The following is a 13,001-nucleotide window of genomic DNA, read 5'->3' as shown; positions in this document are numbered from 1 at the left end:
CCGCTCGGGATCCACCCTTGAGATCCGTGACCTGCACGTCGCCGTCGAGGACAAGGAGATCCTGCGCGGCGTCAACCTGACCGTCAGGGCCGGCGAGACCCACGCCATCATGGGCCCCAACGGTTCGGGCAAGTCCACGCTCGCCTACGCGATCGCCGGTCACCCGAAATACACCGTCACCGGCGGCCAGGTCCTGCTGGACGGCGTCGACCTGCTGGAGCTGTCGGTCGACGAGCGCGCCCGCGCCGGCCTGTTCCTCGCCATGCAGTACCCCGTCGAGGTCCCCGGCGTCAGCGTCTCCAACTTCCTGCGCTCGGCGGTCACCTCCGTGCGCGGCGAGGCCCCCAAGCTCCGCGAGTTCGCCAAGGACCTGAAGGCCGGCATGGACGCCCTGTCCATCGACGCCGCCTTCGCCCAGCGCAACCTGAACGAGGGCTTCTCCGGCGGTGAGAAGAAGCGCCACGAGATCCTCCAGCTGGAGCTGCTCAAGCCGAAGATCGCCGTGCTCGACGAGACCGACTCCGGTCTGGACGTCGACGCGCTGCGCGTGGTCTCCGAGGGCATCAACCGCTTCCGCGCCGCCGGCGAGACCGGCGTCCTGCTCATCACCCACTACACCCGCATCCTGCGCTACGTGAAGCCGGACTTCGTCCACGTCTTCGCGGGCGGCCGGATCGTGGAGCAGGGTGGGCACGAGCTCGCCGACAAGCTCGAGGCCGAGGGCTACGAGGCATACACGAAGGCATCCGTGTGATGAACACCGGCTTTGACGTGGAGAGGATCAGGAAGGACTTCCCGGTCCTCTCCCGCGAGCTGCCCGGCGGACGGCCGCTGGTCTATCTCGACTCGGGCAACTCCGCGCAGAAGCCCACCCAGGTGATCGAGGTCATGCGCGAGCACCTGGCCATGCACTACAGCAACGTCGGCCGTGCCATGCACGCGCTGGGCGCCGAGTCCACCGAGGCGTACGAGAACGCCCGCGACAAGGTCGCCGCCTTCATCGGCGCGCCGAGCCGCGACGAGATCGTCTTCACCAAGAACGCCTCCGAGGCGCTCAACCTGGTGGCCTACGGCTTCGGCAACCCCGGCAACGACGATCCCAGGTTCCGCATGGGGCCCGGCGACGAGATCGTGATCTCGGAGATGGAGCACCACTCCAACATCGTGCCGTGGCAGCTGCTCGCGCAGCGCACCGGCGCCACGCTGAAGTGGTTCTCGGTCACCGACGAGGGCCGCCTGGACCTGTCGAACCTCGAAGAGCTGGTCACCGAGCGCACGAAGATCGTTTCGATCGTGCACCAGTCCAACGTGCTCGGCACGGTCAACCCGGTCGACCAGGTGCTCGCCAGGGCCCGCCAGGTCGGGGCGCTGATGATGCTGGACGCCTCGCAGTCGGTGCCCCACCAGCAGGTGGACGTCGCCGCGCTCGGCGTGGACTTCCTGGCCTTCACCGGGCACAAGGTCGTCGGTCCCTCCGGGGTCGGCGTGCTGTGGGGCCGCGGGGAGCTGCTCGAGGCCATGCCCCCCTTCATGGGCGGCGGGGAGATGATCGAGGCGGTCTGGATGGACCACTCGACCTACGCCCCCGCGCCGCACAAGTTCGAGGCGGGCACTCCGCCGATCGTCGAGGCCATCGGGCTCGGCGCCGCGGTGGACTACCTGTCGGCGATCGGCATGGACGCCGTCGTCCAGCACGAGCGGGAGCTCACCGGTTACGCGCTCGGCGCGCTGGGTGAGATCCCCGGCCTGAAGGTGATCGGCCCGGAGAGCCTGGAGCGGCGCGGTGGCACGGTGTCGTTCACTCTCGAGGGGATTCACCCGCACGACGTTGGGCAGATCCTGGATGACAACTTCGGCGTGGCGGTGCGCGTGGGGCATCACTGCGCCCGCCCGCTGCACCTGAGGTTCGGGATTCCCGCGACCACGCGGGCGTCCTTCTATCTCTACAACACCCCGGCCGAGATCGACGCCCTGGTCCGCGGCCTCCACCACGTGCAGAAGGTGTTCGCCTAGCCATGCCGGAGCAGTTGAGATGATCGCCGAGTCCATGTACCAGGAGTTGATCCTGGAGCACTACAAGCACCCCCAGGGGCGGGGCCTGCGCGACCCGTACGACGCCGAGGTCCACCACGTGAACCCGACGTGCGGTGACGAGATCACCATGCGCGTGAAGCTGGGTGACGGCGGCAAGGTCGAGGACGTCTCCTACGACGGCCAGGGCTGCTCCATCAGCCAGGCCGCGGCTTCGGTGCTGCACGAGCTGACCGCCGGCTCGACCGTGGACGAGACGCTCGCCGTGGTGGAGGAGTTCACCCGGCTCATGCAGAGCAGGGGCCAGATCGAGGCGGACGAGGAGGTCCTCGGGGACGCGGTGGCGTTCGCTGGGGTCGCCAAGTTCCCGGCCCGGGTCAAGTGCGCGCTGCTGGCCTGGATGGCCTACAAGGACGCGGTTGTGAGGAGTTCTACATGAGCAAGCCTGTTGAGACGCCGACCGCGGCGTATGACGGGGAGACGACCCTTGACGAGGTCATGGAGGCCCTCAAGGACGTGGTCGACCCCGAGCTCGGCATCAACGTCGTCGACCTCGGGCTGATCTACGGGGTCAACCTCGACGCCGCCGAGGCCGGCGCCCCGCCGATCGCCACCATCGACATGACGCTGACCAGCGCGGCCTGCCCGCTGACCGACGTCATCGAGGACCAGGCGCACTCCGCCCTGGACGGCATGGTCTCCGACGTCAAGATCAACTGGGTCTGGCTCCCGCCGTGGGGCCCGGACAAGATCACTGACGACGGGCGCGAGCAGCTGCGCATGCTCGGCTTCAACGTCTGACCCCCTTTTTCCGGTACGGCTCGCACCTGACTGGTGCGGGCCGTGCTGAATTGTGTGAGAGGATGCCCGGAGCCGGGAAGAAAAGCCCGGCCCGGAGTGTTGCCTCCATCAACGGACAAGCGTCCACGTCATGTCGGACGCCCCGGATCACCTGGCGCTGCGAAGGCCGGGTATGCTTGATCGTGGTTTGACTGCGTGCGGGTAAGCTAGACCCGCCCCGTGCGGTGCGCCTCGACTTGCACCGCACCACCGCCCCCAAATCGGGCGTTGATCGAGCGCGGCCTCAGGCCGCGCGTTCCAGGCTCGTCCTTTCGCAGAAGTGACGTGCCCCCGTTCTTCTATCGAAAGGCACGAACCTTCGTGACCATGCTTGACGCTGCCCTGCCCGAAATCACCGACATCCCCGAGGTTCCCGCCGGGCCGTCCGAGTTCACCCTCCTCGGCCTGCCGAAGCCGCTGGTGACCGGGCTCTCCCGCCAGGGCATCGACAGCCCCTTCCCCATCCAGCGCGCGACGATCCCCGACATCCTCGCCGGCAGCGACGTCCTGGGCCGCGGCCAGACCGGCTCGGGCAAGACGCTGGCCTTCGGCCTGCCCATGATGGCCCGCATCGCCGGCGGCAAGGCCCGTCCGGGCCGCCCCCTCGCCGTCGTCCTGGTGCCCACCCGTGAGCTGGCCATGCAGGTGACCGACGCGCTGGAGCCGCTCGGCCGCGGCCTGTCCCTGCGGATGAAGACCGTCGTCGGCGGCATGTCCATGGGCCGGCAGATCGAGGCGCTGCGCCGCGGCGTCGAGGTCGTCGTGGCCACTCCGGGCCGGCTGACCGACCTGATCCAGCAGGGCGAGTGCACGCTGGACGAGGTCCAGGTGACCATCCTGGACGAGGCCGACCACATGTGCGACCTGGGCTTCTTCCCCGTCGTCAGCGCGATCCTGCAGCAGACCCCGGCCGACAGCCAGCGCCTGCTGTTCTCCGCCACCCTCGACGGTGACGTGGACAAGCTCGTCCGCCGCTTCCTCACCGACCCGGTGACCCACTCCATGGCCCCGGCCGCCTCCTCGGTCGACACCATGGAGCACCACGTGCTGGAGGTGCACCGCGACGACAAGTTCCCGGTGACCGCCGAGATCGCCAACCGTGAGGGCCGGACCATCATCTTCGTGCGCACCCAGCACGGAGTGGACCGCCTGTGCAAGCAGCTGGCCCAGGTCGGCATCAAGGCCGGCGGCCTGCACGGCGGCAAGCGCCAGAACCAGCGCACCCGCATCCTGGCCGAGTTCAAGGAAGGTGCGATCAACGTCCTGGTCTGCACCGACGTCGCGGCCCGCGGCATCCACGTCGACAACATCAGCCTGGTGCTGCACGTCGACCCGCCGCAGGACCACAAGAGCTACCTGCACCGCGGCGGCCGTACCGCCCGCGCCGGGGAGAAGGGCACCGTCATGACGCTGGTGCTCCCCAACGAGCGCCGCTCCACCGACGCGATGACCCGCCGCGCGGGCATCAAGCCCTTCCGCCTCAAGGCCACCCCGGGCCACCCGCGTCTGGAGGAGGTCGCCGGCGCCCGCCAGCCCAGTGGCGAGCCGATCCCGGTCTGGGAGCCCTCGGCTCCGGCCGCCAAGCAGCGCGAGCGCCGTGGGTTCGGCGGCAACGGCGGCGGCCGGGGTCCGCGCCGCTTCCGTGACCGTCCCGGCCACGGCGGCGAGGGCCACCAGCCCCGCGAGCGCTCCTACGGCGACGAGGGCCGCGGCGGCGAGCGCGGTGGCAGCGGCAACGTGAGCGACCTGCGCGGCCAGTACCGCTCCGGCGGCGGCTACCGCGGTGACCGCTCCGGCGGCGGTTACCGCTCCGACCGTCCCGCGGGCGACCGCGAGCCGTTCCGCGGCGACCGTTCCGGCGGTTACCGCTCAGGTGAGCGCCAGGGCGGCGGCTACCGCAGCGGCGAGCCGTTCCGCGCCGAGGGCCGTTCCGAGGGCCGCGGTGACGGCCGCGGCGCCGCGCGCGGCGGCGGCTTCCGCGGTGGGCGCCAGGGTGGGCACAGCACGGGCGGTCACGGCCGCTGATCACGTCTGCGGGCCGCCACGGCGGCCGATCCACCGGTTGACCGACGGAGGGGCCGGTACGGCAGTAGCCGTACCGGCCCCTCCGTCATGCCCGGGGACCCGCGCCCCGGGCGGCGTCCGGATGGCGAGGGCGTGGCGGAACCTACCGCTCGGCTCCTACGCCGTCATGCGCGGTCCGGTCGAGGAACTGCTGGTCGGCCGGTGCCGACAGACCGGCCGGCAGCGCCGGAGCGGGGTCCGGGACGGAGTCCGCAGCGGAGTCGGGAGCGACCTCCGGGGCGGCCTGGCCGGTCTCCGCGGGTGTCGCCCGTTCCAGGAAGCGGAGCAGCTCGACGGGGAAGGGCAGCACGAGGGTGGAGTTCTTCTCGGCGGCGACTTCGACGACGGTCTGGAGCAGGCGCAGTTGCAGCGCGGCGGGGTGCGCGGCCATCGTCTCGGCGGCCTGGGCCAGCTTCTCCGAGGCCTGCAGCTCGCCCTCGGCGGTGATGATGCGGGAGCGCCGTTCACGTTCCGCTTCGGCCTGCCGCGACATGGACCGCTTCATCGAGTCGGGCAGCGCCACGTCCTTGATCTCGACACGGTCGATGTGCACTCCCCAGCCCACGGCCGGGCTGTCGATCATCAGCTCCAGGCCCTGGTTGAGCCGCTCCCGGTTGGACAGCAGGTCGTCCAGGTCGCTCTTGCCGATGATCGAACGGAGCGAGGCCATCGCGACCTGACGGATGGCGGCTTCGTAGTCCTGGACGTCGACGGTCACACGCATCGGGTCGATGACCCGGAAGTAGATGACGGCATCCACGTGAACCGTCACGTTGTCACGGGTTATGCCGTCCTGTGCGGGCACCGGCATGGTGACGATCTGCATGTTGACCTTGTGCAGACGGTCGGCGATCGGCGCGATCAGGGCGAGCCCGGGGCCGCGGGTCTCGGGGCGGACCTGCCCGAACCGGAAGACGACGCCCCGCTCGAACTGCTTGACGATCCGTACGCTCGCCCTGAGCCCTACCGCGCCCAGCGCGAGGATCGCCGCCAGCGTGGAGATGACGAAAGTGGTCATTTCATCCTCCCATGTCTGCCACCGATCCCACTGATCCGGCGCTCCCGGCGGCCGGAGGCGCCGTGGGCCGATGAACGACACACCTCCCGGAGATGTCCGTCCGCCGGGCGGGGTCTCCTCGTCTCCGCCCATCCGGACTTTTCTATCGTAGCCCGATATAAATATCCGATATGTCCATTTTATGGAATGGGGCCGACGTCGCGGAGTGCGTCCCGGAGGGGTGGGCGGGGGCGTCGCCGCGCCGCCGATATGTCGTGTCACGATACGCTTGTGCCGTGGTGAATCGAGAGCCCGGGCAGCCTCGGCATGTCGCGGAGGCGGTTGAGGGCGAGAGTGCGGCGTTCGAGCCCCTGACGAAGCAGGATTTCGAGGCGCTGGCCCGTTTCCGCTCCGGGATCCGCCGCTATCTGCGTCTCGGCGAGGAGATGGTGCGCAGGAACGGCCTCACTCCGCAGCAGTATCAGCTGATGCTGGTCCTGAAGGGGTTTCCCGACCGGGAGTGGGCGACCGTGCGGGAGCTCGCCGACCGGCTCCAGCTGCGCCACCACAGCGTGGTCGAGCTGGTCGATCGGGCGCAGGGCCAGGGACTCGTGGCGCGGCAGGCGCACCCGAGCGACGGCAGGGCGGTGCGGGTGCTGCTGACGGCGGAGGGGGAGCGGGTCCTGGCGCGCCTGAGCGCGCTGCACCGCGACGAGCTGCGGCGCATGGACGCGGCGCTCGCCCTCCCGGTCTGGAACAGCGCACCCCGGGAGGGCCACCCGCCCGCCCCGTGACCCCCGCCGGCGCGTCGGCATGTGAGCGCCGGAGACCGATGCGGCTCTCCGTGAGATGGCAGACGGGCCGCCTAGCCCGTCCGGACCGGCTTCCAGCGGTAGGCGTCCGTCCAGAAGACGCACCTGAGCTTGCGGCTGTGCGGGGCGTGGTTCATCGAGTAGCCGTAGGCCCCGCGCTGCTCCTTGGAGCAGGTGAGATGCTCGCCGACGCAGTCCCAGTGGTTCTTGTGCTTGTAGTAGTACCGGTTCTTGGGCGGATACGAGACGCTGTTCCTGTACGACCCCCAGACGGACAAGTTCACGCCCTGGCCGGCCGAGAGCGGCGCCTGGACGGGCGACAAGACCTACGAGCTCAAGCTCCGCAAGGGCGTCACCCGGGCCGACGGCAAGCCCTTCGCCGCCCCCGCCGGCGACGGCCGCCACGAGCCGCTGAGGTACGCGCTGCGCCGCGCCTACGCCGACCGGCTGCTCACGGTCCAGGACGGCGCCGTGGCCGTCGTCAGCGACAGCACGGAGCCGTGGACGGGCAAGCCGGAGCTCGTGCGGCGGGCCGCCGGCCCGGTGCTCCACTGCGTCAACGGATGACCCGTAGATCACCAATCCATGTCCAGAGCGTGGACGCGCATCCACGCGGGCCCGGCGGCCCATTAGTCTGGGAGGGCACATCCGACGATGCCGAGAGAGATCATGAAGACCTTCGAAGAGCTGTACGCCGAGCTGTCCGACAAGGCGCGCACCCGTCCCGAGGGATCGGGGACCGTGGCCGCGCTGGACGCCGGGGTCCATGCCATCGGCAAGAAGGTCGTGGAGGAGGCCGCCGAGAGCTGGATGGCGGCCGAGCACGAGTCGAACGAGCGGGCCGCCGAGGAGATCTCCCAGCTCCTCTACCACGTGCAGGTTCTCATGATTGCGAAAGGGATCGGGCTGGACGAGGTCTACAAGCATCTGTGAACCGGTGCGCCCGGCTCCAGCCTCGTAGGAACCAACATCCACGTAAGGAATCTCCACGCCATGCTGCGTCTCGCCGTCCCCAACAAGGGCGCCCTCACCGAGGCCGCCCAGACGATACTCAAAGAAGCCGGATACCGCGCGCGCAAGGACACCAAGGAGCTCGTGGTCGTCGACCCCGACAACTCCTGCGAGCTGTTCTTCCTGCGCCCCAAGGACATCGCCGTCTACGTCGGCGAGGGCACCCTGGACGCCGGGATCACCGGCCGTGACATGCTCCGCGACTCCGGCGCGCAGGTCGAGGAGATCCTGCCGCTCGGCTTCGGCAAGTCGACCTTCCGCTTCGCCGCCGACCCGGGCGGGTTCTCCTCCGTCGCCGACCTCAAGGGCAAGCGCATCGCCACCGCCTACGCCGGCCTGCTGGAGTCCTACCTCGTCGAGCAGGACATCGAGGCCCGGGTGATCAAGCTGGACGGCGCGGTCGAGACCGCGGTCCGGCTGGGCGTGGCCGACGCCGTGGCCGACGTCGTGGAGACCGGCACCACGCTGCGCAACATGGGCCTGGAGGTGTTCGGCGAGCCGATCGCCCGCTCCGAGGCCGTGCTGATCAGGCAGGTCGACGGCCCGCAGAGCCCGGGGCTGCAGCAGCTCGTCCGCCGCCTGCAGGGCGTGCTGGTGGCGCGCGACTACGTGATGATGGACTACGACATCAGGGTCGAGCGGATCGAGGAGGCCATCGCCCTCACCCCCGGCATGGAGGGCCCCACGGTCTCCCCCCTGCACCGGGAGGGCTGGGTCGCCGTCCGCGCCATGGTGCCGCGCAAGGGGCACCAGCAGGTGATGGACCAGCTCTGGGAGATCGGCGCCAAGGCCATCCTGGTCACCGCGATCTTCGCCTGCCGCCTCTGAGCGGCGCCCCGTCTCCGATCTGACAAATGTCACCGCCGAACCCGGATCACAGACACTGACGGCGGCAGCCGAGCGCTTCTAGCGTTGAGCGCATGAACGCCATCGCCTTCACCGACGTGAGCAAGAGATACGGGGACGTGCTCGCCGTCGACGGCCTCGACCTCACCGTCGAGGCCGGCCGGACCGTCGCCCTGCTCGGCCCCAACGGGGCCGGAAAGTCCACCTCGATCGGCATGCTGCTCGGCCTGCTCCGCCCGACCCGGGGACGGGTCGAGGTGCTCGGGAGCCCGCCGGACGAGGCGGCGGCCCGGGGCGAGGTCGGCGCCATGCTGCAGAGCGGTGAGCTCATCCCCGAGCTCACCGTCCGCGAGCTGGTGGACTTCGTCCGGCGGCTCTACCCCCGGCCGCTCGGCCTCGAGGAGATCCTTCGGACGGCCGACCTCACCGACCTGGCGCGGCGGCGCGCCGACAGGCTGTCCGGCGGCCAGGCCCAGCGGGTCAGGTTCGCCCTGTCCATCGCCGGAGCCCCCCGGCTGCTGGTGCTGGACGAGCCCACCGCGGCCATGGACGTGGAGTCGCGGCTGCGGTTCTGGGAGGGCATGCGCGCCTACGCGGCCGGGGGCCGGACCGTGCTGTTCGCCACCCACTACCTGGAGGAGGCCGACGAGCACTCCGACCGGGTCATCGTGATCGCCCGGGGCCGGGTCGTGGCCGACGGCACCGCCGCGCAGATCAAGGCGGGGGCCGGCGGGCAGACGGTCCGCTTCGCCCTGGGCGGGCAGGCCGCCGCCGGGCTGGACGCGCTGCCCGGGGTCACCGCCGTGGAGCTCGACGCGGGTCTGGCCACGCTGCGCACCGCCGACCCCGACGCCACCGTGACCGCCCTCTACAGGGGCACCTCGCTGGACATCCGCGACCTGCGGATCACCGGTGCCGACCTCGAGGACGCCTTCCTCACGCTCACCCAGGAGGTGTGATGCCCGGCTACATCAAGATCGAGGCGCTGCGGATGCTGCGCAACAAGCGCTACGTCATCTTCGTGGTGGCCTTCCCCGTCGCCTTCTACCTGATGTCCGCCGGCCTCTACGGCGGCGGGGACGGAGCCGGGGGAGCGGGGGCGAGCGCCGCCCTCATGGTCTCGATGAGCGCCTACGGCGCGCTGGCCGCCTCGATGATGAGCACCGCCGTACCGTGGGCGCAGGAACGGCGGAGCGGCTGGCTCCGCCAGCTGCAGGTCACCCCGCTCGCCAACCGGACGATCATCATGACCAAGCTGGTCACCGCGCTGCTGCTGGTGCTCCCCTCCATGCTGCTCGTCTGCGCCGCCGCCGTGCTCACCCAGGGCGTCTCGCTCCCGCCGGGGCGGTGGGCCGCGCTGATCCTGGTGATGTGGGCGGGAGCCGTCCCGTTCGCCGCCCTGGGGCTGACCATCGGATCGCTGCTGCCGCCCGACACCGGGCAGCCCGTGGCGATAATCGGGACGTTCGGGCTGGCGGCCCTGGGCGGGCTCTGGTTCCAGGTGGACACCCTGCCCTCGACGATGCGGGCCGTCGCGCACGTGATGCCGTCCTTCGGCTACGCCGACATGGGGCAGAGCGTCATCGCCGGGCACGGGGTGCCGCTGTCCGACGCCCTGACCGTCGGCGCCTGGGCGGTCGCGCTGGGCGCCGTGGCGCTGGTCGCCTACCGCCGGGCCACCGTACGGGGATGAGGATCGACCCGGTCTTCACGTTCGGCGGGACGGGGATGGACGAGCGCCCGTCCCGCCGGCGGCGGCTGGCGGGGATGTCCGTCGGCCTGGTGTATCTGTGCTTCCCGGTGCTGGACATCGTCAGCGGCGAGCTGACCGGAGCGGAGGCGTTCTGGGGCGCCCTCGGGCTGGTCGCCTACGTCGCCTGCTTCCTCACCACCGCGCTGTCCCCGCGGGAGTACGGCGCGCTGTCCCCGCTGACCTACGGCTTCATGGGCGCCACCACGGTCCTGGCCGTCTGCCTGCCCTTCCTGTTCGGCGGGAGCTGGCTGAGCCTGCCGGTCTACACGACCGTCGTCTACAGCATGGCGCTGGCTCCCCTGCCGGCGACGCTCGCCATGCTTGCGATGGGCGTCGTCGTCGTGCTGGCCGGCCTGCTGTACGAGCACGACCCGGCCAGCACCCTGGTGCTCGTCTTCCAGGTCGTCACCCTCGGCGTCCTGTTCATGAGCGTGCGCAGCACCCGGATACTGGTGGTCCGGCTCCGCCGGGCGCAGCAGGAGGTGGCGCGGCTGGCCGCGGGCGAGGAACGGCTGCGGATCGCCCGGGACCTGCACGACCTGCTCGGCCACAGCCTGTCGCTGATCGTGCTGAAGAGCGAGCTGGCCGGGCGGCTGGCCGAGAACGGCTCCGGACGCGCCGTGACGGAGATCCGCGACATCGAGACGGTGGCCAGGCAGGCGCTGGTCGAGGTGCGCGAGGCCGTCAGCGGCTACCGGCAACGGGACCTCTCGGCGGAGCTGGACGGGGCGCGCGCCGCGCTGGAGGCGGCGGGGACGCAGGTGACGGTCCGGCTGGCCGGGACGCCGCCACCTGGAGCCCTGGACGGGCTGCTCGGCTGGGCGGTGCGCGAGGGGACCACCAACGTCATGCGGCACGCGCGGGCGACCCACTGCGAGATCGAGATCACCCATGACGGGCGGGCCACTACCTTGGAGATCGTGGACAACGGACGCGGGGCGGCGCCGTACGGCCCGGGCAGCGGGCTGAACGGGCTGACCGAGCGGGTGGAGGCGGTGGGCGGGACGGTGTCGGCCGGGCCGCGGAAGAACGGCTTCGCGCTCAGGGTCGCCGTCCCGGCGGCCGGGGAGGCGGGGACGTGATCCGGGTCCTGCTGGCCGAGGACCAGGCGATGGTCCGCGGGGCGCTCGCCTCGCTGCTGGGCCTGGAGCCCGACATCGAGGTGGTCGGAGAGGCCGCCTCCGGGCCGGAGGCGCTCACCGTGGCGCTCCGCACCAGGCCGGACGTCGCGCTGCTCGACATCGAGATGCCCGGGGGCGACGGCATCACCGCCGGGGCGCGGATCCGCGAGGCCCTGCCCGGCTGCCACATCGTTATCCTGACCACCTTCGGCCGGCCGGGCTACCTGCGCCGGGCGATGGAGGCGGGCGCGGCGGCCTTCCTGGTCAAGGACAGTCCCGCGCGCGAGCTCGCCGCCGCCGTCCGCCGGGTCCGCGCCGGGGAGCGGGTCGTCGACCCCGGACTGGCCGCCATGGCGCTCAGCGCGGGGCCCAACCCGCTGTCCCCCCGCGAGCGCGACGTCCTGGCCGCCTCGGCCGGCGGCTCCACCATCGGCGACATCGCCGCGCGTCTGCACCTGTCGGAGGGGACGGTCCGCAACTACCTGTCCTCGGCCATCCGGAAGACCCGCGCCCGCAACCGCATGGAGGCCGTCCAGCACGCCCAGGCCCAGGGCTGGCTCTGACCCGGACCGGCTCCGCGGGGCCGTCGGGGCACGGCGGCGCGGGCCGGGACGGCGGCGCCGCGCCTCAGGCCGACAGCGCCGCGGCCTCCTCCTCCTCGATCTGCCGGTTCCACTCCTTCTTGGCGGAGCGCCAGGCCTCGTCGTCGCGGCCGAGCCGCCAGTAGCCGGAGATGGACAGCTGCGACAGCGGGATGCCGCGCTCGGTCCGCAGGTGGCGGCGGAGCTCCCGGACGGAGCCGGCCTCCCCGTGGACGAAGGCGTGCAGGGCGCCCGGGGGGAAGTCGAGCCCGCGCACGGCGGCGATCAGCGACTCGCCGGCCGGCGCGCCGCCCCGGTGCAGCCAGGTGATCTTCGCGTCGCCGGGGGTGGCCAGCGGCTGCTCCTCCTCGGGCCCGGCCACCTCCAGGAACACATGGGCCAGGGCTCCGGCGGGCAGGCGCTCCAGGGCGGCGGCGATGGCGGGCAGCGCGCTCTCGTCGCCCGCCATCAGGTGCCAGCCGGCCTCCGGGTCGGGCGCGTAGGCGCCGCCGGGACCGAAGAAGTGGATCTCGTCGCCGGGCCGCGTCCGGGCCGCCCAGGGGCCGGCGAGGCCGCTGTCGCCGTGGTAGACGAAGTCGAGCGTCAGCTCGACCGCCTCCGGGTCCCAGGCGCGGACGGTGTAGGTCCGGGTGGTCGGCCACTGCTCGCGGGGCAGGTCGCGCTGGACGGCCGCCAGGTCGAACGGCGTCGGGTAGGTCACCCCGTGCGGGGCGAACAGCAGTTTCACGTAGTGGTCGGTGAACTCGCCCGCGCCGAATCCCGCGAGCCCGTCGCCGCCCAGGACCACCCGGATCATGTGCGGGGTGAGCCACTCCACCCGCTTCACCTCGCCGCGAGTCGTCTTGCGCGCGGGCCTGTCATCTGCCATATGCCACTCCCGATCAACTCACCTTAGGTAACCCTAAGTCGTAGCATACGGGCATT

Annotated in this window: 16 protein-coding genes; 13 read left to right on the top strand and 3 right to left on the bottom strand. The window is 71.4% G+C overall.

What is annotated here, in order from left to right; translation table 11 throughout:
* Positions 1–22: 22 nt before the first annotated feature.
* From sufC to ACZ6R6_RS10995, 5 genes are all read left to right on the top strand, one after another.
* The gene (gene sufC / locus ACZ6R6_RS11015) at positions 23–754 is read left to right on the top strand and encodes a Fe-S cluster assembly ATPase SufC (RefSeq protein ID WP_306875674.1); all 732 of its coding nucleotides are present in this window, start codon (positions 23–25) and stop codon (positions 752–754) included.
* Entirely contained in the window at positions 754–2,013 is a 1,260-nt protein-coding gene (locus tag ACZ6R6_RS11010; protein ID WP_470092210.1) for a cysteine desulfurase, read from the top strand. Before sufC ends, ACZ6R6_RS11010 begins: the two co-directional genes overlap by 1 nt.
* 19 nt (positions 2,014–2,032) lie before the next feature.
* A complete protein-coding gene (gene sufU, locus ACZ6R6_RS11005) occupies positions 2,033–2,470 on the top strand; it encodes a Fe-S cluster assembly sulfur transfer protein SufU (RefSeq protein ID WP_470092208.1) in 438 nt (145 codons plus the stop codon).
* Entirely contained in the window at positions 2,467–2,832 is a 366-nt protein-coding gene (locus ACZ6R6_RS11000; RefSeq protein WP_306868891.1) for a metal-sulfur cluster assembly factor, read from the top strand. Before sufU ends, ACZ6R6_RS11000 begins: the two co-directional genes overlap by 4 nt.
* 366 nt (positions 2,833–3,198) lie before the next feature.
* On the top strand, positions 3,199–4,896 hold the full coding sequence (locus tag ACZ6R6_RS10995) for a DEAD/DEAH box helicase (protein ID WP_470092206.1): 1,698 nt from the start codon (positions 3,199–3,201) through the stop codon (positions 4,894–4,896).
* Positions 4,897–5,038: 142 nt separating this feature from the next.
* Here ACZ6R6_RS10995 and ACZ6R6_RS10990 read toward each other — a convergent pair whose 3' ends face one another.
* Positions 5,039–5,953 (bottom strand): slipin family protein, encoded by a 915-nt coding sequence (locus ACZ6R6_RS10990; RefSeq protein WP_470092204.1) that lies wholly within the window; start codon positions 5,951–5,953, stop codon positions 5,039–5,041.
* A 275-nt stretch (positions 5,954–6,228) separates the two neighbouring features.
* Between ACZ6R6_RS10990 and ACZ6R6_RS10985 the strand changes: the two genes are divergently transcribed.
* Complete coding sequence (locus tag ACZ6R6_RS10985; protein WP_470092202.1) at positions 6,229–6,726, top strand: MarR family winged helix-turn-helix transcriptional regulator; 498 nt, start codon at positions 6,229–6,231, stop codon at positions 6,724–6,726.
* Positions 6,727–6,797: 71 nt separating this feature from the next.
* Here ACZ6R6_RS10985 and ACZ6R6_RS10980 read toward each other — a convergent pair whose 3' ends face one another.
* Complete coding sequence (locus ACZ6R6_RS10980) at positions 6,798–7,022, bottom strand: hypothetical protein (RefSeq protein WP_470092200.1); 225 nt, start codon at positions 7,020–7,022, stop codon at positions 6,798–6,800.
* On the opposite strand from ACZ6R6_RS10980, the gene ACZ6R6_RS10975 reads away from it, so the two are divergent.
* The 7 genes from ACZ6R6_RS10975 to ACZ6R6_RS10945 all read left to right on the top strand — a co-directional run bounded on the left by ACZ6R6_RS10975 (position 6,976) and on the right by ACZ6R6_RS10945 (position 12,038).
* Positions 6,976–7,311, top strand: a complete 336-nt coding sequence (locus ACZ6R6_RS10975) for a hypothetical protein (protein WP_470092198.1) — start codon at positions 6,976–6,978, stop codon at positions 7,309–7,311. The genes ACZ6R6_RS10980 and ACZ6R6_RS10975 overlap by 47 nt on opposite strands.
* A 102-nt stretch (positions 7,312–7,413) precedes the next feature.
* Positions 7,414–7,677, top strand: a complete 264-nt coding sequence (locus tag ACZ6R6_RS10970) for a phosphoribosyl-ATP diphosphatase (RefSeq protein WP_012892448.1) — start codon at positions 7,414–7,416, stop codon at positions 7,675–7,677.
* A gap of 60 nt (positions 7,678–7,737) precedes the next feature.
* On the top strand, positions 7,738–8,583 hold the full coding sequence (gene hisG, locus ACZ6R6_RS10965) for an ATP phosphoribosyltransferase (protein ID WP_306868900.1): 846 nt from the start codon (positions 7,738–7,740) through the stop codon (positions 8,581–8,583).
* 92 nt (positions 8,584–8,675) lie between these two features.
* Positions 8,676–9,560 (top strand): ABC transporter ATP-binding protein, encoded by an 885-nt coding sequence (locus ACZ6R6_RS10960; protein WP_470092196.1) that lies wholly within the window; start codon positions 8,676–8,678, stop codon positions 9,558–9,560.
* Entirely contained in the window at positions 9,560–10,294 is a 735-nt protein-coding gene (locus tag ACZ6R6_RS10955) for an ABC transporter permease (protein WP_470092195.1), read from the top strand. The genes ACZ6R6_RS10960 and ACZ6R6_RS10955 overlap by 1 nt, the downstream gene beginning before the upstream one ends.
* A complete protein-coding gene (locus ACZ6R6_RS10950; RefSeq protein WP_470092193.1) occupies positions 10,291–11,436 on the top strand; it encodes a sensor histidine kinase in 1,146 nt (381 codons plus the stop codon). The genes ACZ6R6_RS10955 and ACZ6R6_RS10950 overlap by 4 nt, the downstream gene beginning before the upstream one ends.
* Positions 11,433–12,038 (top strand): response regulator, encoded by a 606-nt coding sequence (locus ACZ6R6_RS10945; protein WP_470092191.1) that lies wholly within the window; start codon positions 11,433–11,435, stop codon positions 12,036–12,038. The genes ACZ6R6_RS10950 and ACZ6R6_RS10945 overlap by 4 nt, the downstream gene beginning before the upstream one ends.
* A gap of 64 nt (positions 12,039–12,102) precedes the next feature.
* Here the strand turns inward: ACZ6R6_RS10945 and ACZ6R6_RS10940 are convergent, their stop codons facing one another.
* A complete protein-coding gene (locus ACZ6R6_RS10940; RefSeq protein ID WP_470092189.1) occupies positions 12,103–12,945 on the bottom strand; it encodes a siderophore-interacting protein in 843 nt (280 codons plus the stop codon).
* Between the last annotated feature and the right edge of the window lie 56 nt (positions 12,946–13,001).

Source organism: Streptosporangium sp. NPDC048886 (genome assembly GCF_055586905.1).
The sequence above is the reverse complement of the archived record's forward strand: the minus strand, read 5'-3'. Positions and strand labels throughout refer to the sequence as shown.